Source organism: Streptomyces sp. NBC_00344, assembly GCF_036088315.1.
Lineage (GTDB): Bacteria > Actinomycetota > Actinomycetes > Streptomycetales > Streptomycetaceae > Streptomyces.
In genome coordinates this window covers 5634353-5655798 of sequence record NZ_CP107996.1, presented here as the reverse complement: position 1 = coordinate 5655798, position 21446 = coordinate 5634353, and the positions used below count along the sequence as shown (strand labels likewise).

At 69.3% G+C, this 21446-nt stretch carries 15 protein-coding genes; 3 read left to right on the top strand and 12 right to left on the bottom strand.

Translation table 11 applies throughout. The features are described 5' to 3' along the window. Nucleotides 1-52: 52 nt before the first annotated feature. From OHS16_RS25540 to OHS16_RS25530, 3 genes are all read right to left on the bottom strand, one after another. On the bottom strand, nucleotides 53-916 hold the full coding sequence (locus OHS16_RS25540) for an esterase/lipase family protein (RefSeq protein WP_328539585.1): 864 nt from the start codon (nucleotides 914-916) through the stop codon (nucleotides 53-55). 174 nt (nucleotides 917-1090) lie between these two features. After that, the gene (locus tag OHS16_RS25535) at nucleotides 1091-2029 is read right to left on the bottom strand and encodes a DNA polymerase Y family protein (RefSeq protein ID WP_328539584.1); all 939 of its coding nucleotides are present in this window, start codon (nucleotides 2027-2029) and stop codon (nucleotides 1091-1093) included. Beyond that, a complete protein-coding gene (locus tag OHS16_RS25530) occupies nucleotides 2026-5529 on the bottom strand; it encodes a DNA polymerase III subunit alpha (RefSeq protein WP_328539583.1) in 3504 nt (1167 codons plus the stop codon). The genes OHS16_RS25535 and OHS16_RS25530 overlap by 4 nt, the downstream gene beginning before the upstream one ends. Nucleotides 5530-5716: 187 nt before the next feature. Between OHS16_RS25530 and OHS16_RS25525 the strand changes: the two genes are divergently transcribed. After that, nucleotides 5717-6736, top strand: a complete 1020-nt coding sequence (locus OHS16_RS25525) for a DUF3533 domain-containing protein (RefSeq protein WP_328539582.1) — start codon at nucleotides 5717-5719, stop codon at nucleotides 6734-6736. Nucleotides 6737-6801: 65 nt separating this feature from the next. Here the strand turns inward: OHS16_RS25525 and OHS16_RS25520 are convergent, their stop codons facing one another. Both OHS16_RS25520 and OHS16_RS25515 read right to left on the bottom strand, forming a co-directional pair. Then, on the bottom strand, nucleotides 6802-7887 hold the full coding sequence (locus OHS16_RS25520) for a S1 family peptidase (protein ID WP_328539581.1): 1086 nt from the start codon (nucleotides 7885-7887) through the stop codon (nucleotides 6802-6804). A gap of 227 nt (nucleotides 7888-8114) precedes the next feature. Continuing rightward, on the bottom strand, nucleotides 8115-9038 hold the full coding sequence (locus tag OHS16_RS25515; protein ID WP_328540984.1) for a slipin family protein: 924 nt from the start codon (nucleotides 9036-9038) through the stop codon (nucleotides 8115-8117). Between the two features lie 157 nt (nucleotides 9039-9195). Between OHS16_RS25515 and OHS16_RS25510 the strand changes: the two genes are divergently transcribed. Beyond that, on the top strand, nucleotides 9196-10062 hold the full coding sequence (locus OHS16_RS25510; protein ID WP_328539580.1) for an alpha/beta fold hydrolase: 867 nt from the start codon (nucleotides 9196-9198) through the stop codon (nucleotides 10060-10062). A gap of 13 nt (nucleotides 10063-10075) precedes the next feature. On the opposite strand, the gene fxsT is transcribed toward OHS16_RS25510, so the two are convergent. From fxsT to fxsA, 5 genes are read right to left on the bottom strand one after another with little or no spacing between them, the layout of a single operon-like run. Further along, entirely contained in the window at nucleotides 10076-14023 is a 3948-nt protein-coding gene (gene fxsT / locus OHS16_RS25505) for an FxSxx-COOH system tetratricopeptide repeat protein (RefSeq protein WP_328539579.1), read from the bottom strand. Further along, on the bottom strand, nucleotides 14007-15368 hold the full coding sequence (gene fsxC, locus OHS16_RS25500) for an FxsC protein (protein ID WP_443042793.1): 1362 nt from the start codon (nucleotides 15366-15368) through the stop codon (nucleotides 14007-14009). Before fsxC ends, fxsT begins: the two co-directional genes overlap by 17 nt. 43 nt (nucleotides 15369-15411) lie before the next feature. Next, nucleotides 15412-16179, bottom strand: a complete 768-nt coding sequence (locus OHS16_RS25495) for an aminoglycoside N(3)-acetyltransferase (RefSeq protein ID WP_328539577.1) — start codon at nucleotides 16177-16179, stop codon at nucleotides 15412-15414. Continuing rightward, on the bottom strand, nucleotides 16172-18379 hold the full coding sequence (fxsBH, locus tag OHS16_RS25490) for a radical SAM/SPASM protein FxsBH, inactivated beta-hydroxylase extension form (protein ID WP_328539576.1): 2208 nt from the start codon (nucleotides 18377-18379) through the stop codon (nucleotides 16172-16174). Before fxsBH ends, OHS16_RS25495 begins: the two co-directional genes overlap by 8 nt. Before the next feature lie 52 nt (nucleotides 18380-18431). Beyond that, nucleotides 18432-18593 carry an FxSxx-COOH cyclophane-containing RiPP peptide gene (fxsA, locus tag OHS16_RS25485; RefSeq protein ID WP_328539575.1) on the bottom strand — a complete coding sequence of 54 codons (162 nt, stop codon included), beginning with the start codon at nucleotides 18591-18593 and terminating at the stop codon, nucleotides 18432-18434. Between the two features lie 263 nt (nucleotides 18594-18856). On the opposite strand from fxsA, the gene OHS16_RS25480 reads away from it, so the two are divergent. Further along, nucleotides 18857-19741 carry a DUF4231 domain-containing protein gene (locus OHS16_RS25480; RefSeq protein WP_328540983.1) on the top strand — a complete coding sequence of 295 codons (885 nt, stop codon included), beginning with the start codon at nucleotides 18857-18859 and terminating at the stop codon, nucleotides 19739-19741. 18 nt (nucleotides 19742-19759) lie between these two features. On the opposite strand, the gene OHS16_RS25475 is transcribed toward OHS16_RS25480, so the two are convergent. After that, on the bottom strand, nucleotides 19760-20239 hold the full coding sequence (locus OHS16_RS25475) for a hypothetical protein (RefSeq protein WP_328539574.1): 480 nt from the start codon (nucleotides 20237-20239) through the stop codon (nucleotides 19760-19762). Nucleotides 20240-20381: 142 nt separating this feature from the next. Beyond that, the gene (locus OHS16_RS25470; protein WP_328539573.1) at nucleotides 20382-21281 is read right to left on the bottom strand and encodes a S1 family peptidase; all 900 of its coding nucleotides are present in this window, start codon (nucleotides 21279-21281) and stop codon (nucleotides 20382-20384) included. Between the last annotated feature and the right edge of the window lie 165 nt (nucleotides 21282-21446).

Here is a 21446-nt window from a genome sequence, read left to right as displayed (position 1 = left end):
CGCCCCCTCCTGACCGGGGGGCGCCACGCCTTTTCGGGCGGTGCGTCCGTGCTCAGCCGATGACCGAGGCGCAGGTGGTGGGACTGGCATGCGCGGGATCGAGGGAGTTGGCGACCTCGTGATAGGCGATCCGGTCGGTGAGGCCGATGGTGACATGCTCGGAGATGTCGAGGGCGCACTTGTCCTGGAGCAGCACATTGGTGACGTCGGGCCCGTTCAGGAACTGCGACTTGTACGGGGTGACCACCTCGTCGTACCGGGTGGCGATGACGGTGTAACGCACCCCGGGGACGGTGTCGCCGCCCGCGTTCAGCTTGGTGAGGAAGGGCGACCCCACGACCTGGTCGCTGAGCCCGGGCGCGCCCTTCTTCAGGAGGTCGGCGGCGCCGGGGAAATACGGCAGCAGATTGGTGAGCCCGGACAGGGTGGTGCCGTGGTTATCGGGCGCGATGCCGGTCAGGGAATTCACCTTGGCGGCTCCGCCGAGGAACTTGAGGTAGTAGTTCGGCATCATGCCGCCCTGCGAGTGACCGACGATGTCGGCCTTCGGTGTACCGGTCGCCGCGAGCACCTTGTCGACGAAGACGGAGAGCTGCCCGGCCGACGCGTCGATCGGGCCGAGCCCGTCGAAGAATGTCTCTCCCGGGAGCTGTCCGTAGTCGAGGGAGAAGACGCAGTACCCGCGGTTGACCAGGTACGGGGCGAGCGCGAGGAAGTTGTCGACCGAGTTGCCGAAGGTTCCGGGCACAAGCACGACAGGCCGGGGGTGGGCTGCCGACGGCTTGCAGGAGTAGTTGTTCCAGCCGCTGCTGGGGGCGGCTGCGGCCTGCGCGGTCGTGGCAGCCGGGAGCACGGTGGCGGCTGCGGTCAGCAGCAGGGCGGAGAGCGGCCTGAGGGCACGATTCCAGGGCAGCATCGGGTGTTCTCCTTGCGGCTCAAGGGAGTTGCGATGACTGTTCGCCCTGTGGTCCGGACCACAAGAAGGTTCTTCATCGCTCAAATTACGCGCCAGTAAGGTGGCGGGGGAAGTTACGCGTCGGTAAAGAACTGATGGGGGATCAGGTGAAGATCTTCGCCGATCAGCGGGTTCTTATGCCGCAAGCGCGCCGGGCACGATCGCCCTGGGGCCGAACCTGGCCCGCGCCCGGTCCGCCACCGCCTCGATCCGGCGCGCCCGGTCGTCGGCGGGGTCGAACGTCAGCTGGTGCGCGGAGTGCTCGACCGGCGTCAGGCCTTCGGCCCGCAGCCCGATCCCCCGCACTCTGGCCCGCTGCAGCCCGAGCGATTCATGGATCGCGTACGCCGTCGCGGTGAGCGCCACCGAGTGCGCGGTCGGCTCGGCCAGGGTGCGGCCCCGGGTGGTGGTGGACCGGTCGGCATACCGCACGGTGAGCGTCAGCGAGCGGCACACCTGGCCTTCGCCGCGCATCCGGGCCCCCAGTTCATCGGCGAGCGAGAGCAGCGCCCTGCGGTGCCGCTCCCGGTCCAGTTCGTCCCGGGGAAAGGCCCGTTCGGATGCGATGGAGCGGGCCGCCGCGTTCGGTACGACCTGCGTACGGTCGATGCCCCGCGCCCGCTCCTGGAGCTCTCGTCCGGCACGGGCGCCGGCGATCCGCTGGAGAGTGGCGAGCGGCGCTGCGGCAATCCGGCCGATGGAGTCGAGCCCGTACGAGCAGAGCGTGCGGGCCGTCTTCGGCCCGACCCCGTACAGCGCGGCGGCCGGCCGGTCCGCGAGGAAGGCAATCGCGTCATCCACCGCCAGGGTCGTCCCGGGGCGGGCGTCCCGTGCGGCCATCCTGGCGAGCAGCGGGTTGGGGCCCACCCCGATCGCGCAGTCGAGGCCGTGATGGGCGAGCGCCCGTACCCGCAGCAGCGCGGCGAGTTCGACGGCGCTCCGCCCGAAGTACCGCTGGGCACCGCGCACATCGGCGAGTGCGACGTCGGGCGGGAAAGCCTGGACGACGGGAGTGAGGTCCTCGATCAGCCCGAGCGGCAGCGCCCCGGGGGTGAACCGTACGCAGAGGATCATCCCGCGCTCCCCGGGCTGGAGTGCCAGAGCTTGCGTCCGGTGGCGGTCTGGTCACCGGCGGGCCTGAGGTCCGCCCAGGGGTGCATCTCGTAGCCGGTGGGCAGGTGGATACGGCGGCCGTTGTCGCCTCCGGGTCCTCCGGGCTCCCCGTCACTCCCGGCCGGCCCGGCCTCCCCGGCTCCCCCGGGAGACGCCGGGGGCGCGGCCAGTGCGGCAGCGACCGCCTCGAGCCCGCCGGTGCGGCGCAGCTCCACCAGTTCGGCCAGGTTCCAGGCGGCCGAGCCGACCACACTGAGGCTGCGCGGCCCGCGCCGCTGCACCACACCGCGCACCAGCAGCAGCCAGGAGTGGAAGACGGTGTGGGCGCACGCGGTGTGGCTGTCGTCGAAGAAGGCCAGATCGACCAGGCCCGTGCCGTCGTCCAGCGTGGTGAAGATGACCCGCCGCCCCGACCGTACGGGCGGGGTCTGGGTGGCGGCCTTGGCACCCGCGACCAGCACGCTCTGGCCGTGCTCCGCGGACCGCAGCCGCTGGGCGGAGAGCGCGCCCAGCTCCTTCAGGAAGGCGTAGTGGTCCTCCATCAGATGACGCGAGGAGTCCATGCCGAGGACACCGAGTTCGGCGCTGAGACGCTCCTCGTCGCTGAGATCGGGCAGACCGGCGGATGCCACCTGCTGCTCCGGGCCCTGCTGCGCCTCACCGATATCGAGCTGGCCGCTGTGTGCGGAGCTCCGCCGTCCCGCGTGCAGCTCGGAGAGGTGCAGCAGCAGATCACGGCGGTTCGCGCCGAACGCGTCCAGTGCACCGACCTGGGCGAGCCGCTGCGCGACCGGCTTTCCTGGCCGGGCGCGCTGCCAGAAGTCCAGCAGCGAGGAGTAGGGCTGCCCGGCCACGATCCGTCCGGACTCGGCCTCGCTGATGCCATGGACGTCGGAGAGCGCGAGGCGGATGCCGAATGTGCTGGATGCCCCGGATATACCGGACACCAGTTCGATCCGATGAGCGACAGCGGACCGGTTCACATCCAGCGGCAGCACCGGGACCCCGCGCCGTCGCGCGTCCGCCAGCAGCAGCCGCTTCGGATACATCCCGGGGTCATGGGTGAGCAGCCCCGCGTAGAAGGCCGCGGGGTGGTGCGTCTTGAGCCAGGCCGACTGGTACGTCGGCACGGCGAAGGCCACCGCATGGGCCTTGCAGAAACCGTAGGCGCCGAAGGCCTCGATGATCTCCCAGGTACGCGCGATCACCTCGGGCGCATAACCCCGCTGCTCGCACATCTCCGCGAACCAGGCACGGATCTGCCCCTGCCACTCGGGGGCCGACAGCAGACGCCGTACCCGGTCCGCCTCGTCCCGGCCGCAGCCCGTCATGATCCGCAGGATCTCGATGATCTGCTCATGGAAGACGACGACTCCATAGGTCTCGCTCAGCGCATCGGCCAGGTCGGGATGCGGATAGCGCACGGGCGCCCTGCCGTGCCTGGCCTCGATGAAGGGCCGCACCATATCGGCGGCGACCGGGCCGGGACGGAAGAGCGAGATGTCGACGACCAGATCACCGAAGGCGGCAGGCTGCAGCCTCCCCACCAGGTCGCGCTGGCCCGGCGATTCGATCTGGAAGCAGCCCAGCGTCTCGGCGGAGCGGATGAGCCGGTAGGTCGCCGGGTCACCGGCCGGCACCTGCTCCGGGTCGTCCAGGTCGAGCCGCTCTCCCGTCGCCCGGCCGATCTCGGCCACCGCGTGTGCCATCGCGGACTGCATCCGCACTCCCAGCACATCGAGCTTGAGCAGCCCCAGGTCCTCCACATCCTCCTTGTCGAACTGGGACATGGGGAATCCCTCGCCACTGGTCGGCATCACCGGCGTGCGCCGCAGCAGCGAGGCATCGGAGAGCAGCACCCCGCACGGGTGCATGGCGATCCCGCGAGGCAGCGCGTCCAGCGCCTCGACCAGTTCCCACAGCCGCCCGTACTTCTCCCTGTCGGCCGCGACGGAGCGCAGTTCGGGCAGTTCGTCCATGGCGGAGCGGGCGTCGCGGGCGCGGATGTGCGGGAAGGCCTTGGCCAGCCGGTCGGTCTCGGCCGGGTCCATGGACAGGGCCGCGCCCACGTCCCGTATCGCATGGCGCACCCGATAGGTCTCGGGCATGGCCACGGTGGCGACCCGCTCGGCGCCGAAACGGCCGATGATCGCGCGGTAGACCTCGAGGCGGCGGGCCGATTCCACATCGATGTCGATATCGGGCAGGGCGGCTCTTCGCCTGGACAGAAAGCGTTCCATCAGCAGCCCGTGCTCGACGGGATCGGCGTTGGCGATGCCCAGCAGATGGTTGACGAGAGAACCGGCCCCGGATCCGCGCGCCGCGACCCGGATGCCCATGTCCTTGACGTCACGCACCACTTGAGCAACGGTCAGAAAGTACGATGCGTGGCCGTGGAAGGCGATGATGTCCAGCTCGTGGTGCATCCGCTCCCAGTAGTCGCGGCGCCCGTCATAACCGCGCAGCACCATGCCGGCGGCGCTGCGGGAGGCGAGGACCCGCTGGGCAGTGCGGTGCTCGGCACCGACCAGACGCGGTTCGGGGAAGTGAACGGTGCCCATGCCGAGGTCGTCCTCGGGATCGACGACACAGGAGGCGGCCAGCGCCTGGGTCTCGTCCAGCAGCCGGTACGCGGTGTCCCTGCGAAACCCTGCCGCTTCGACGATCCGCTCGGCCCCGCGGAGCATCTCTTCCGCGCCCTTGAGCCAGCGTTCACCGCTGTCGAGCCCCTTGCGCGGGTCGACCGGCACCAGGCGGCGCGCGGCGTCGAGGACATCCGCGACGGGGCCCTGACCGGGGTCGGCGTAGCGGACGGCATTGGTCAGCACCGGGCGCACACCCTGCTCCGCTGCGAAACCGACGGTGCGGGCGGCAAGTCTGAGCGAGCCGGCCCCCGTGCCCTTCAGACCGTGGTGGACCGCTTCCAGCCGCAGCGCGTCGCCGTAGATCTCCCGCCAGGGTGCGAGAAGGACCGCCGCCCGGTCGGGACGGCCCGCGGCAAGTGCCCGGCCGACCTCGGAGTCCGGGCCGAGCAGAACGGCCAGGCCTTCACCGTGGTTCTCGTCCCAGGGCAGCCGGGGCCGGCCTTCGCCGGCGTGGGCAGCGGTGACCAGCCGGCACAGGGCGGCCCAGCCGGCCGCGCCGTCCCGGGCGAGGAAGGTCGCACGAGGCAGCGACTCGTCGACGAACATCCCGCCGCGCACCGGCGCACGCGTCCGGAAGGCCGGCCCCTCGTCGCGTACCCGCCCCTCGACCGCGAGGCCCGCCCCGAACAACGGCCGCACCCCCGCCCCGGCGCAGGCCTTGGCGAAACGGACCGCACCGGCGACGGTGTCCCGGTCGGTCAGGGCGATGGCGTCCATACCCCGCTCGGCGGCGCGCTCGGCGAGCCGCTCCGGGTGCGAGGCCCCGTATCGCAGGGAGTAGCCGGAAACGGTGTGCAGATGCGTGAAACCGGGCATCCGCCGCACCTCCTGATCCAGTGACTCGACCCTCCCCCGCCTTCGGCCGGGGGACCCCCGACCTCCCTCTTCTCCACCATAGACCAAGTTTCGAACGTGCGTACGATTCACCAGGCGCACCCCGGCGCGTAAGCCATTCAGACTCTTCCCACCTGCACAGACACCTGCTTCCACACACCCTGGGCCCATGACCTTGCTCGGCGAGATGAAGACGGCCGTCACCCCACGAGCCGCACTGCTGGTCGTCGGCGTTCTGGTACTGCAGCTGCTGTTCATCGCGTCCTATGTGGGGGCACTGCACAACCCCGAACCGAAGGGCATTCCCTTCGGTGTCGTCGCGCCCGCGCAAGCAGGCCCGCGCCTTGCCGGCAGACTCGACGCGCTCAACGGCGATCCGCTGGACCCGCGTACGGTCGGCAGCGCCGCCGAGGCCCGCCGGCAGATCATGAACCGTGACATCGACGGCGCACTGATCGTCGGCAGCACCGGCAAGGACACCCTGCTGGTCGCCTCCGGCGGCGGGACCGTGCTGTCGTCGGCCCTCACCGCGATCTTCACCGGGGTGGAGAAGAGCCGGCAGCGGACCGTGCGGACGGTGGACGTGGCGCCGGCCTCCACCCAGGACTTCGACGGTCTCTCCGCGTTCTATCTGGTCGTCGGCTGGTGTGTCGGCGGATACCTCTGTGCGTCGATCCTGGCGATCAGCGCGGGATCCCGGGCCGCCAACGGCCGGCGCGCGGTGATCAGACTCGCCAGCATGGCGCTCTACTCGGTCGCGGGAGGGCTGGGCGGCGCGGTCATCGTCGGACCGGTGCTCGGCGCGCTGCCCGGCAGCGTCCTCGGGCTGTGGGGCCTCGGCGCCCTCGCCGTGTTCGCGGTCGGAGCGATCACCCTCGCCCTGCAGGCGCTCACCGGGGTGGTCGGGATCGGCCTTGCCGTCCTGCTCGTGGTGATCGCGGGCAATCCGAGTGCCGGCGGCGCCTTTCCGCTGCCGATGCTGCCGCCGTTCTGGCGGGCGATCGGCCCCTGGCTGCCGCCGGGCGCGGGCACCTGGGTGGCGCGCTCCATCGCGTACTTCGATGGCAATGCCGTCACCGGACCGCTGCTGGTGCTCTCGGGCTGGGCGGTGGTGGGAACGGCGATCACGCTCGGCGCTTCGGTATTCCGCAGGAGCACCGAAAACAGGAGCACCGGATACAGCGCCTGAGACATGACACGGCCCGGCTCCGTCACGGGGACGGGCCGGGCCGGGTCGGGTCGGTTCGGGCCGGGTCAGCCGATCGTCGCGCCGAAGGCAGCCAGCGCCGCGGGCACCGGCTGGAAGAAGGTCTCGCCCCCGGCCGAGCAGTCACCACTACCGCCCGAGGTCAGGCCGATCGCGGTGTCACCCGCGAAGAGCGCGCCGCCGCTGTCACCGGGCTCGGCGCAGACGTCGGTCTGGATGAGCCCGTTGACGACGTCGCCGTTGCCGTAGTTGACGGTGGCGTCGAGCCCGGTCACGGTACCGCCGTGGACCTGGGTGGTGGAGCCACTGCGCTGCACGGCCATCCCGACGGTCGCGTCGCCCGCCTTGGTGATCGGCTGGGTGCTGCCGTTGTAGAGGTCGACCTCGCTCGGGTGCGGGGTGTTCGACGTGTACTTCACCAGGCCGTAGTCATGGCCGGGGAAGTCGGAGGCCGCGTTGGTGCCGATCTCGGATCCGCCCTGCGAGTCCGACCAGCTGGTGACGGCCTCGGTGCAGTGCCCCGCCGTGATGAAGTACGGCTGGCCGTCCTTGACCACGTTGAAGCCGAGCGAGCAGCGGGCACTCGATCCCCAGATGGCGTCGCCGCCCGCGACGAGCGGCTTGAACGTCCCGGAACTCTTCTTCAGTTCGGCCGTGGAACCGAGTCCCTCGACGACCTTGCCGAGCTTGCTGAGCTTCGCGTCGGAGACCGTGCGGTCGGCGGTGACGACCACCTTGTTGCTCACCGGGTCCACCGCCCACGAGGTGCCGGGCAGCGATGCCTTGGCGACCAGGGTCTTACGCGCGCTCTTCAGCTCGGCGAGGGTGTTCTCGACGATTCTCGCCTTGCCGCCCGCCTTGCGCACACCCTGGGCGGCCGCCTCGTCGACGACGTTCACCACCAGGTGCTTGCTCTTGGCGTCGTAGTACGAACCGGCCGTGTCGGCGCCCAGCTCGTGGCTCAGCGTGGAGGCCAGATCTCCGGCCGCGGTCACGGACAGCGTCCTGGCGAGGGGCGTGGGGGTTCCCTCGCTCGCGTTGGCCGTCTGGAACGTGACGCCTGCGGCGATGAGCGCAGCGGCGCCGGCTGCCGCGATTGCCGCACGGCGCTTGGGTATGCGTCGGTGGTTCAACTTTCGACCTCCTGTGGGGGCCGCTTCCGGACAAGTGGGGGGTGCCCGGATGCGGAGGATGGTGGAGCCGCCCACTATTCCGACATGCACAGCTCGCACACAAGGTCGACATCAGGACGCGCACATGACAGCAACAAGGTGACCGCACCGTGTTCACGAACCGCGGTCAGCCCTTGGGGATTCTCGGCGCAAACACCCCATGTAGACCCTCGCCGGCGGGGCGAGGGCTAGTCCTGTCCGGTATTCACCTCGACAGGACCGGATTCCGGCATCACGGAGTCCGCGGGCCGGGCCTCCGGGGAGGGCACCACGGTCACGGGTGCCCCGGCCGGCGGGGGCGTCACTCCCGCCTCCGCAGCAGGCGCCCCGGCCTCCGCGTTCGGCTGTTGCGGCGGCGTCGCCCGTTCCAGGAAGCGCAGCAGTTCGACCGGGAAGGGCAGTACCAGCGTGGAGTTCTTCTCGGCCGCCACCGCGACCACCGTCTGCAGCAGCCTCAGCTGCAGTGCGGCCGGTTCCTTCGACATCACACCGGCCGCGTCGGCCAGCTTCTTGGACGCCTGCAGCTCCGCGTCGGCGTTGATCACCCGGGCCCGCCGCTCACGGTCCGCCTCGGCCTGCCGGGCCATCGACCGCTTCATCGTCTCCGGCAGCGACACGTCCTTGATCTCCACCCGGTCGATCTGCACACCCCAGCCGACCGCCGGACTGTCGATCATCAATTCAAGGCCCTGATTCAGCTTCTCCCGATTCGAGAGAAGATCGTCGAGATCACTCTTACCGATGATGGAACGCAGTGAGGTCTGCGCCATCTGCGACACCGCGAAACGGTAGTCCTCGACCTCCACGAGCGCATCGGCGGCATTGATCACCTTGAAATAGATCACCGCGTCCACCCGGACGGTGACATTGTCGCGGGTGATGCCGTCCTGTGCGGGCACCGGCATCGTGACGACCTGCAGATTCACCTTGCGGAGCCGGTCGACGAACGGCACGACCATCGTGAAACCCGGACCGCGTACGGAGTCCCTGAGCCGCCCCAGCCGGAAGACCACACCCCGCTCGTACTGTTTGACGACCCGGGCCCCCGCCATCGCGTAGACAGCTCCCGCGGCCACCACGGCAGCCCCGGCAGACACCAGTTCTTCGACCATCACGGCCCCCAGGGTCCGAATTGGGCGTGTTACTTCGAAGGTAACTCCGCTTTCCCTTCAAAAGGGAGTCCCGGTCATGGCCCTCCATGAGTAATCATCAAAGCGAAGGGGGATGCCAGTGCAGACGAAGCAGCTAAACGGCACGGGGGGTCCGGGGTTGCGTGGACGAGTGCGTGCGAGGGACGGACGGTATCTGACCGTGGAGCGTCTCGGCGATCCGCGCGGCAGACCCGTCTTTCTGCTGCACGGAACACCGGGCAGCAGGCTGGGCCCCGCGCCGCGTGGCATGGTGCTCTACCAGCGCAGGATGCAGCTCATCGCCTTCGACCGCCCGGGATACGGAGGCAGCGACCGGCTGCCCGGGCGCAGCGTCGCCGATGTCGCCGATGACGTCAGGGACATCGCCGACACGCTCGGGCTCGACAGGTTCGCGGTGGCCGGCCGCTCCGGTGGCGCCCCGCACGCCCTCGCCTGCGCAGCGCTGCTGCCCGAGCGGGTCAGCAGAGCGGCGGCCCTGGTGACGCTGGCGCCCCGGGACGCCGCCGGGCTGGACTGGTTCGAAGGCATGGCCGCGTCCAACGTCAGGGAATACACCAGTGCGTCCGACGATCCCGACGGTCTCGCGGCCCGGCTCATCCCGCGTTCGGCCGAGATCAGGAAGAATCCGGTCCGGCTGCTCGACCAGCTGTTCAGCGATCTCACCGCCCCCGACCGCAAGGTCGTGGGCGACGCCGGAGTGCGGGCCATGCTGCTGCGCAACTACCAGGAGGCGCTGCGCACTTCGCCGTACGGCTGGATCGACGACGCCCTGGCCTTCTGCCGGCCCTGGGGGTTCGACCCCGCCGACATCCGCAGCCCGATCATGCTGTGGCACGGGGTGCAGGACGTCTTCTCGCCGGTCGGCCACTCCCGCTGGCTGGCCCGGCGCATCCCGGGCGCGACGGCCGTACTCGAACCGGCCGCCGCGCACTTCGACGCCTTGCACGCCCTCCCCCGCATCCTGAACTGGCTGCTGGACGAGTGAGCGCCGGAAGGCACTACACCACTAGCGGCTCCAGATCGCGGTTGAACCTCCGGGCATCGCTCGCGATCGCCGCATAGGCGTGGTCGTCCCCCAGCTGCCGCTGCAGTTCGGGGACGACTTCGGCCCGCAGCAGCTGCGCCTCCTCCTTGCGGCCCAGTGCGTCCAGTGACACCGCCATGTTCGATGCGCAGGCCAGGGTCTCCGGGTGGTGTGCGCCGATGACCTCACGGAGTGCGGAGACCGCGGCCCGTTCGATCTCCAGTGCCCGCTCCGGGTCGCCCATGTCCGCGACGACGTTCGCCAGATTGACCGTCGCGAACAGCACCTGCGGGTGGCGGTCGCTCAACACCTCGCTCATCGCCGTGATCGCACCCGAGAGCAGTGACTCCGCGGTGTCCAGCGATCCGCTGGCCCACTGGTATATGCCCAGGTTGTTGATGGCGGAGAGGGTGTAGGGGTGCCGCTCACCCGGCACCCCTCGATACAGGTCCACCACGCCCTGCGCGGCGTCCCGCGCCGCCGCCGTGTCGCCCGCGGCGAACAGATCGGCCGCGAAGTTGAGATCACAGGCCAGCGAATCGGGGTTGGCCGCGGCGTACTTGATCCGGTAGCGGTCACGGGTGGCCGCAGTCAGCCGCCGCGCGTCCTCGATCCGGCCCGCTCTGCGCAGCGAGACGGCAAGGCTCTTGGCCGCGGCGAGCGTGCCGGGGAAAGCCCGGCCCAGCTGCTGCTTGAACACCTCGTAGGTACGGGAGAGCAGTGTCACCGAGTCCTCGTACCGCCCGACCTCGCGCAGGTCCCGCGCCAGGTTCTGGGCAGATGAGAGGGTGTACGGGTGCTCGGGGCCGAGCACCTCGGTGCGCCGGTCGTAGACGTCCTGGTCCATCTCGCGGGCCCGGGCGTACTGTCCGGCGATCCGGAGGTTCAGAGCCAGGTTGTTGGCTGCCGCGAGGGTCCTCGGATGGGACTCGTCGAAGATCTCCTTGAACCCCTCGTACGCCTCGGTCGCCAGCGTCATCGCCCTGCTGTACTCACCGAGCGCTCCGAGGTCCATGGCCAGGGCACTGGTGGTCATATAGGTGTGCGGATGCGAGGGGCCCAGCTCCGGGAGCTGTGTCCGCTGACGGTGCAGCGTCTCCTCGTCCAGTTCCATCGCCTCTACGTAACGCCCCCGCGAGCGAAGGATGTTGGAGAGGTGGAAACGCAGATAGAGGTACTGCAGATCATTGTCGCCCAGCAGCTCGCGCCAGACGTCCCGCAGTTCTTCGGCGAGTGCGGCAGCGGTGACGAAGTCGCCGCGCTTCCACAGGTAGCGCACCCGGTCGATCATCAGCCGGCGGGTCTCGGGTTCCTTGCAGAGCTTGGCCTCCGACGGACCGAGATGCGGCCAGATGGGCAGGAAGTCGGGCCAGGTGTCCGGGTTGTCTATCGGCTCGTCGCCGTCCGGCCTGGCTCCGGCCAGGATCCGGTGCACGGCATGCCGTGCGTCGTTCCGCTCCTCCTGGCTGAGCTGGGCCTTGATGACGGCCTGCACGAGCCGGTGGACCTGGATCGAACCGCCCACCTGATCCACCTTGGCCAGCGCGAAACGGCCGATCTCCCGGATCACCCGGCCGAGCACCAGCTTCTCCTGGAGCGTGGCGTCGTACGGCTTGAGCGCGTCGATCATCTCCCGGCTGTAGAGCAGCTTCGCCGAGATCGGCTCCGGGGCGAAGAAGGCACAGAGCTGGAGCAGCCGCACCGCGGCAGGTGAGCGCTCCTTGAGCCGTGCGATCGAAACGTTCCAGGTGGCGGCCACCGGCTCGGGGTAACCGGCCGGCTGGTTGAGTCCCAGGACGCTCTCGGCCTCCTGCGCCAGCTGCTCCAGATAGGTGTTCACGGGGGTGGCGGTCTCCGCGATCCAGGCGGCTGCCTGCTCGACGGCGAGCGGCAGGTCACCGACCGCTTCCGCCACGCGGGCGGCGTCCTCCGCCGACAGCCCGGGGGCCCGGCGCTGGAGGTGTTCGACCGACTCGTCGCGGAGAAAGACATCCACCGGCAGCGCGTCGCCGTACTGCGACCAGGTCTGGTTCCTGGACGTCACGAGTACATGGCCGGGGCCGCCCGGCGGGAAGAACCGCTTCAGCTGCTCCGGGTCGTCGGCGTTGTCGAAGACCAGCAGCCAGCGCGAAGTGGGCACCCCGCGGCGCAGCAGGTCGATGGCCTCCTGCGAGGCCGCCGCCATGTCGTCGGCGCCCTGCGCACCGAGCCGTACGGCGAGTTCGGCGAGGCCCGCCACCACATCGTCGGTCTGCTCCGCCGAGATCCACCACACCAGGTCGTAGTCGGCCATGAAGCGGTGCACGTACTCGAGGGCCACCTGGGTCTTGCCGACCCCGCCGAGCCCGTACAGGGTCTGAGGCTGTGGAAGTACCACGGCCATGCCTCCGCCGAGCTGGTCGCGCATCCGTTCCAGCACCAGGGAACGGCCGGTGAAACCCGAGTTGCGGGCGGGCGCGTTCCAGATCTTCGGTACGGTCCCGGGGAAGCGCGGCCCGGGGGACATCGCCCCGTCGGCGAGCTGGACCGGCCGGTCCACCGCCCGCAACAGCGCTGACGTGGCGTGCACTTCGTCCAGTCTGAAGAGGTCCACCGGGTTGCGGTCGATGTAGGGCGTGGTGAGCCGTACGTCGCCGACGCGCAGCGGAAGCAGGTGCCTCCGGGTACCCGAGGGGTCCTCGGCCGCAGAGCGCTGCCAGACCTCGACGGCGCGGGCCGATTTGAGATAGGCGGAGGAGAGGACCACGACTGTCCGGGCCGCGCCCTCGGCGGCGGCGGTCTCCGCGTCGGAAGGCCCTGCCTCCGCCGACACGTCGCGTGGCACCACCCGGAAGCCGGACCGGGTGAGCACCGACTCGATCCAGTCGGCCCACATCCGGTTCTCGGCCACATAGCTGAGCAGCAGATCCGCCGGGAGGGCCGGACGGCGGCGGGTGAAGGCGTCCCTGATGCGCAGCCTGACCTCTTCGGGGATCGGCGGCATCGTGGTGATCTGCTGATCGGTGACGACCGCGACCAGCCGCTCGAAGGCGGAGAGCAGTGAGTTGGTGAGCCCGGACTCGTCGCCGAAGGTCGCCAGGGTCTCCTCGTAGGCGTAGTAGGGGCGGTAAGGGATCTCGACCGCCCCCCAGTAGGCGGTGAGTTCCTCACCGGCCAGGCCCCGGGGCAGTCCGTCGAAACGCAGCCTGGCCAGCGCCCGTCCGGCGTCCGCCTTCTCCTTCTCCCCCTCGTCGATACGCATCGGCACCGGCAGGATCTGGATGCCCCGGCCGCTGTTGTGCCTGTCGATCTGACGGGCCACCGCCGCGGCGCCGTCGATGGACTGGTCGCTGAGCGTGAAGCAGTCGACGAGCGCGTCGGGCAGATGGACCGTGCAGATGTCGGCGATGTCGCTCAGACCGGTCCTGCTGTCGATGAGGACGTAGTCGTAGTTGGCCTTCATGTCGTCGCGCAGGGCGTCGAAGAAGTGGCCGCCGCCAAGCCGGTCGTAGAAGTTGTCCCAGTCGAACGTGGAGACGGTGGCGGAGTACTCACGGTTCTGCCGGCCCGCCGACACGAAGTCCAGGGTGCCGCCGTCGGGGAACTCCCAGCCCAGTGTCTCCGGTGTCAGGGAGACGGCGTGCTGCTGGATCCTCGCGTAGTCCCGGTGCCAGTCGTCGGGCCTGGGCACGGGGCTGGTCGCGGCCCAGGCGTACTCGGTGATCAGATCGATCACGCCGGTGGTGGCGCCGAGTGTGGAGGGGTCGAGGAAGGGATGGAAGAAGCGGTAGAGGCCGGGCGCTTCCAGGTCCCAGTCGACCGCGAGGACGCGTTTGCCGTTGGCGGCGAGGATCCAGGCCGTGTTGGCCAGGGCCATGGTCCTGCCGGTACCCCCCTTGTATGAATAGAAGGTGACGATGCGTCCGTCACGCCCTGCCGTCATCCGTGTCCTCCGCATCGAGCGCGTTGTCGTGCGTACCGGGTATGAAGTGCGTGGTTGCGTGTTCGGTCGCCATCGGACCGATGAGCCGGGGCCGTTCGCTGTGTCCGCCGCCGCCCGGCGGATAGACCGCCGCGTGTTTCAGATACTGCTGGGCGGCCGCCTCGACCACCTGGGGCAGGATCTGTCCGAAGGCCTCCATGCTCGGGACCCCCTTCGCGGCGGAGCGTGGTGCCGCCCGGCCCTGTTGCATCTTGGACGGCATGGTTGCCTCGAGCCGGCCGCTGAGTTCGGTCTCGGACGCTCTGCTCTGGTGGTCGTCGCGGTTCCACGGGACCACCACGCTCACCCAGGGCCGGTTCTCGGTGTCGAAGGCGGCAAGCCGTTCGCGCCGCTCCTCGTCGTGCAGGGCCCAGCGGTCGACGAGCAGGACCTCGGGGCGCGACGGGGGCTGCTTCCCGTCGAGATGGAGCACCTCCTCGTCGAAGGAGGTCACTGTCGCCTGGTAGTTGAGCGAGCGGACCAGGTCCTCGGCGAGTCTGGCCAGCGGGCGCGCGGACACCGGATGGTAGGGATTCCAGTCCAGCGGGGTGTCCCCGTAGTACTCGGAGTGCCGTCCGTCGGGCAGATCGTGGCGGGTGGGCGCCGCCACGGTCAGCTGCATGGGGCGCGGGCCCGGACTCGGCGGTCCGAAGGCGCTGGGGGCGAGCCGGTAGTCGACAGGACGGCCGGGGCCGATGGCCGATGCGTCGGCGACGCTGACGATCCGCTTGGCCAGCTCGTAGACCGCCCGCTCGTACTCCTCCGCGAATATCCGGAGCTTGATCAGCCCGTAGAGCCCGTCGGTCACGTAGCGGTCCCCGAAGGCGCGGTGGTTGAACTGCAACCTCTCGGCAGGGCCCGGTAGTTGATGAGGAGGCACCGGCACCCAGAGGGCCGGCACGATCGCCTCCGCCGTGCGGTTGGAGCGGGCCTGGTGCTGGATGGCCCGCTGAGCGAAGGCGTACCACTCCTTGCCGCACATCTCGCTGACGAAATAACGCGGGGAGAAGAGTGGAACGAAGACCCGGCAGGTGGCCAGGACTTCACCGAGCCGCTCCGACCAGCCCTCCCCCGAACGCAGCTCGCGGTCGATGAAGCCCGCGGGGGCGCCGGCCGGCAGGTCGGTCATCGCCATCACATGCCCGCAGAGATCGCGGAAGAGTCTCTCGACCCACATGTCGGGATCCGGCCCCACAGCCCCGTGCTTGGGAGTATGCGCATAGCTGAGAAAAAAGTACGGCCTGTGGTTCGCCGTTCTCGGCTGCTCTGATGCTGCCAACTGGCCCCCCGTCCTCCATGAAGACATCATTCCGGAGCAGACAGGCTCCACCCCGTCGACGTTCGGTCAATCAACGCCGCTTTTCGGTCATCCACTTCACCGCATGGTCCACCGCGTCCCCGATCGAGAACGTCATTGCCGCTGCATTCCCCAGCTTCCCCTCCCGCATCCTCATCCGGGGAAAGTCCGCACCGATCAGTTCGAAATCGCTGTCGTCGAGTTCGATGTCCTGGTATTCGAACCACTCACTCCGGCCGTTCCCGCGCATCACGCAGCGGTACTTCCTGAGAGGGGTATCCGGAATCCGGTATTCAGCAAGATGGAATGAGGTGCACACCTCGAATCCCACATTGATCATCAGTTCCTCGGCACCCGTCTCCATCAGCTTTCCCAGTGGTGAGGAATCACCGAGGTGACTGGTGACGGGATGCCCTTCTACCAGCTCCCGGGCGCGGGCGCCCAGCGCGGCGAACGAGGTCTGTGGATGCGCGCTGCGCAGGGCACCCTCGGAACGTCTTACGCATTCAGCCAGTCGGCCCATGCCGAGGCACGGTGTCAGAGCCGGGTCGTACGCCGGCATCGCGGCTACGAACGCGGTCCGCTCACTCTCGGTCAAGCCGGCGACGCGCCGCAGATGAGCCGACGAGGTCGCTGAATTCTCCGGGGTGAAGGCGGGGACCACCAAGGTGCCCTCCCCGCCCAGGACCTCGAGCAGCGCGTCCCGCAGAGTCTCGGCACGCAGTGCGGTGCCCCCGAGGGACGCATGGACAAGCAACGTCGCGCCACGTCTCACTCCGAGAGCTCTCAGCTCGTCGGCCAGCCGGACGTCCTCAGTCACGGGCCGCCTCCTCCCACTCTCCCCACAGGGCGGCCACCAGGCCCCTGCCGCTGACGGTCAGCTCGGCGGCGCCCTCCAGGGCTTCCAGCGCCTGACGGGTCTGCACCAGGGTGCGGGCACGGTCTCTGCCGTAAGCCGCGAGCGCCACTCCCTCATGGGCCACGGCCAGCAGCCGGGAGGCCGCGAGAGGCTGTTGCTGCCAGGGCACCCGGTGCAGCCAGGCGCCGTCCTGCGCGTAGAGATCGGTGACATCGAGCAGCGCACGCAGTTTCGCCTGTCGCACGGCACTCAGCAGGCCTTCCGGGGTCAGGTGCTGTGCGCCGATGCCCAGGGCCCCCTGGCCGTGCCGGCCGACCCGGGTTCCCCCGGTGACGAGCGGGGTCACCGTCGTCAGCCAGTCCGCCGCCTCAGTGGCCCGGCGGGGCGCGGCCCTGCGCAGTGCCGCCCAGGCTCCGGCCAGCCGGCGGCTCCAGTCGGCGGCTTCGGCCAGGCCGAGCCGGCCGGCGACCGGTGTGCCGAAGCAGTCGCGGTGCGGATCGAGGTCGTCCAGTGCGAGATCCGGCGCCCCGTCGCAGCCGAGTCTGCGCACCGGCTGCCAGTCGGCTGTGGTCTCGTCGGGGCGGGCAACCCGCCTTTCGGTGCCCGCTGTCCGGACCAGGAAGCCCTTCTCCGCGCTGCGTACCTCGGCACGGCCGTTCGCTCCGGGCGCGGCCAGCCGTAACGCTCCCAGGGTGGGCAGGTGGAGCAGTCCGTCGTGGTAGTCGACGGTGACCGGGATGTCCTGGCCGCCGCGCACAGCTGCCGCCGCGACGTACGAGGCCAGCCGGCCCGACGGCCCGAAGCACTCCCGCTGCACGGCCTCCAGGGAACTGAACAGCCAGCTGCGGGCGTAGGGGTGGCCGATCACCAGGTCGAACATGCCGTCGGGCCGCTGGTCCACGAGGCCCGCCAGCTCCCATGCCTCGGCCCATCGTTCACCCCCGCGGCCGCCCAGCTCGGCGTGCAGAGTGGCCAGCAGTGTGCGGGTCAGCGACAGCTGCGCCGCGCTCAGCTCCGCCGGGTCGGCGATGGCGGGCGAGGTGGTCGCGGCGGCGGTACGCCTCTCGATGCCGTGCACCAGCGCTTCCAGATCGGCGCAGTAGACGCTCTCGTTGCCGAAGGATCCTGCACGGTAGCGGTGGGTGTAGAGGCCGCCTCCGCAGGAACGTACGACGGGGCACTGCCGGCACTTCGCGCTGACACCTTCGAGGCCCAGCTGGCGGGCCCGCACCCCGGGGTGGGCCGCGACCTCGTCGAAGGCGTGGGTGAAGACGTCGAATCCGGTGAAGGCCGCGCCCTCATAGGCGCTCTTGAGGGAATCGACCTGTTCCAGGGTCCCGTCGGTCTCGACGACGACGAGGTCGGTGGGGGCGAGCCCCAGCGACTCGGTGAGGCTGGGACCACCGCTCAGCGTGGAGAGGACGGATTCGAAGAGCCGGACCGGGACCTGCCGCCCCCGGGAGTCCCAGCGGTCGAAGACCCGCAGGATCCAGTCGGCATAGGCGGTCGGCGAACCGCTGGGCCGGGGCGGAGGCGCGTCCCAGGTGGCATGCGGAAGCAGGAAGTCGATACGCGGCGGGCCGAGTGCGGTCAGCGCGTCGTATACGGCGACGGGGTCGTTCTGCACATCGATGGTGCAGAGCAGACCGAGGTCGAGATGTGCGTACTGCTCCTGACGCAGCAGCTCCACGGCCCTGAGCACGAGCGGATGGCTGCTGCGGCCGTCGGCGAAGCGGCGGTGGCGGTCGTTGGACTCCCGGTCCCCGTCGAGGGAGATACCGACCCGGACGTTGAACTCAGCGAAAAGATCGAGATAGCGCGGGCTGAGCTGCAGCCCGTTGGTATGGATCCGGAGGTCGAGCTCCGCGATGCCCGTCAGGGCCGCGGTGAGCTCCTCACAGATGCGGCGCAGTCGCGCAGGGCCCGCCAGCAGTGGCTCCCCTCCGTGCAGGATCACTGACACGGAGGGCAGGGCATGGGTCCTGGCATGCTCCGCCAGTCGCAGAGCCGTCCAGTGAATCGCCTCGTCAGAGATTGCTTTGGGGCGAGTGCGCCAGCTCTGATCTGCGTGTTCGTAGATATAGCAATGGTCACAGGCGAGATCGCACCGGCTGTGGACCTTGAGGACAATCTCGCGGAAGGGGACCAGGGGTCCTGTCATTCCGCCAGTCTAGTGCGGCTTCCGGCAATGCCTGGCTTTGCCGGAAAGGGGACTAGAGCGCCGAGTTGAACGTGGAAGTCCTCGTCGAGCGGCGGGTTGACGGGGCGAGAACCCGGTCGAGCTGCCTGGCAGCCTCGGCACTGCGTACGTCGATCTCGGCCAGCGGGACACTGGGCTTCTTCTCGGCGGCGAAGGCGGTTGAATTTACGGACATGGTGGCGACCGTCCTTGAGGGATGCTTTCCGGACATGGGATGGGCTGCCGATACATGCACCGTTGCAGTGTCGGCGGGTCGACTTTACTCTCATGCAGACCGAAGGCAACTGAGCGCGACCAGAGGCAACAGGAGCGTTGCACAGAGTGCCCTCCGGAAATACGGAACACGCCATTCCATCTAAAGAGTGAAGACTTGGGTCGTGCGGCCCGAAGTCGCAGACGGGGGTTCACGTGACGGCGTTTCCCGGTCCTGAACAGAGCATGGTCTTCCGGAATGCCGATCTGCCCGCGTTGTTCCATCGTGCCGACTCACTCGCCATCGCCCGGCAGGGCGAGGCCGTGGGCTCCACCCGGGCTCAACTGGTCCTGCTGGTCGTCGGGGCCGCGCTGGCCGCTGTTCCGTGGCGGGGGGAGCTGGGCGGCGGCCTCGAGGCGGCCGGCGTACTGAGTGCGGCAGCGTATGCCGGTGTGCTGCTGCTGACCTTCAGCACCTCCCGGCGCAAGGCGAAGTCGCAGTGGCAGCTCAACCGGTCCGCGGCGGACTTCGTCAAGTCGATGTGCTGGCGCTACGCGGTCCACGGTGCTCCGTTCGATGCCGAATCCCCGGATGTGGACCGGGTGTTCACCACTCGGCTCGAGGAACAGCTCCAGGAGTTGCGGACCGTGGGCTGGGTCCTCGAGTCCCCCGAGGGCAGCCTGATCACCCCTCAGATGCGTCAGCTGAGGGCCAAGTCGTTCGGGGTCCGCAAGGAGACCTACGTACGGGACAGGCTGATCGAGCAGCGCAACTGGTACCGCCGCAAGCAGGAGGTGTCGAGGGTGGCCACCGCACTGTGGTCCAGTGCATTCGCCCTGCTCACCCTGGTCGCATTGATCCTCGGGGTGCTGCGGGCCTTCTCGGTCACCGAGAACACCGACGCCGCCGGGGTGCTTTCGGCCGCCGCCGCCTCCGGAGTCGCCTGGAGCGAGTTCCGCCGCCATCAGCCGATGATCTCGGCCCATGCGCTGGTGGAGGAGAAGCTGAAGGCGCTGCACATCGAGATGGAGAGCCGTCTCACCGAGAAGCAGTGGTCGTCCGTGGTGTACGAGACCGAGCGGATCGTTTCACCCCAGTACACCGAGTGGCTCGCGCGGCACGGCAGTTGATGGCACATCACATCAGCCCTACTGGCGTTCCACACCCTCGCGCCAGATGACCGTGACCGGCCTGCCCACCCCGATGGCATAGCTCACGATGTCGCCGGTACCGCCGCGTCCGCGGGCGGGGCGGCCGTCCCAGACCGCCACCAGACGGTCGCAGTTGTCGGCGATGTAGGCGCCCGCGGCGAAGTAGGCCTCATCAGTCGAGTGGGTGAAGCCCATCCGGATCTCCTGGGTGGCCCGGCTTCTGAGCCATCGGTAGCCGGCGAGTTCGTCCTCGTCGTCGAAGCCCAGTTCGTAGTCGCCGCTGGGGATGACCGCCGTCAGCTCGGCACCGCATTCGAGAGCTATTCCCGCGAACAGCTGGTCCGCACCGGCTGCCAGGCTGGAGAGTGCCTCCATGGAGTCCATATGGCCGCACAACAGGGTACGCAGGGCATCCCTCACATGGACGAAGGCCTCAGGCGGAATGCTGCGGTGACCGGTCACTCCGATGCGCTTCATACGCCCCCCGCCTTCTCCGAGCCCCCCGGCTCCCCCTGACATCCTCTCAAAAGTACGCAAGAGCCCCCGCCCGGAGGACCGGGCGGGGGCCATCTGCTGGCCGGCGGCGGCTCGTTCGAAGAGCCATCCGCTCGGAGGGCCGTCAGTAGACGCTGACTCCGTAGGCGCTGAGTGCTTCGGTGACGGGCTGGAAGAAGGTCGTGCCACCCGAGGTGCAGTCGCCGCTGCCGCCCGAGGTGAGGCCGAGTGCCTTGGACGCCGCGTAGAGCGGGCCGCCGCTGTCACCGGGCTCGGCGCAGACGGTGGTCTGGATGAGTCCGGACACCACGTCGCCGCCGCCGTAGTTGACGGTGGCGTTGAGTGCGGTGACCTTGCCGCTGTGGGTGCCGCTGGTGGAGCCGGTCCGGGTCACGGTCTGCCCCACGGTGGGGTTGCCCGAGCTGGTGATGTCCTGGCCGCCGACGGTGCCCGGGTGGGCGAGCGAGGTGTTGCTGTACTTCACGATGCCGTAGTCATTGCCCGGGAAGCTGGTGCCTGTCGTCGGGCCGATGCTGGTGGTGTCCGACGAGTTCGTGTACCAGGCCGGGGAGCCCTCGGTGCAGTGGCCTGCGGTGAGGAAGTAATAGGTCGAGCCGCTGCGGACGTTGAAGCCCACCGAGCAGCGCCACTGAGAGGTGTAGATGGGGTCGCCGCCCGAGAGGAGCTCTCGGAACGTGCCTGCGGTGCGCTCCACGCGTACCGCGCCGGCGTTGGTCCCGGCCCGCTGCTTGAGCCGGGAGATCTCGGCCTTGGAGACCGAGCTGTCCGCCGTGACGATGACCGTGCCGGTCTCCTTGTCGGTGTACCAGGCGGTGCCTGCGACATCGGCGGTCTGCACGGCGCTGCTCACGGCTGCCAGTTGGTTGGCGCTGTACGTCGGCGTCGGTTCGGCATGAGCGGTGGGAACGGTCAGCGCGGCCGCGACGATCAGGCCGGACGTCACGGCGATCAGCCGTGCGCGTCTCGCAGATCCGCTATGGGGGGTGGTGCGCTTGATCCTCACTTCAGTTCCTCCCGAAGGGAATCGAGGGTCCGACAGGGTGGGGGGACCCATGATGCACATATAAAGAGACAAAGCGGGTTCCGTTTCCGCCGTGCCCCTGACAAGTGCTGTCCGGGAGTACAGCGCGAACCGGCCATCAGGCGCAAGGGCGCCTTTCGGCCGGGC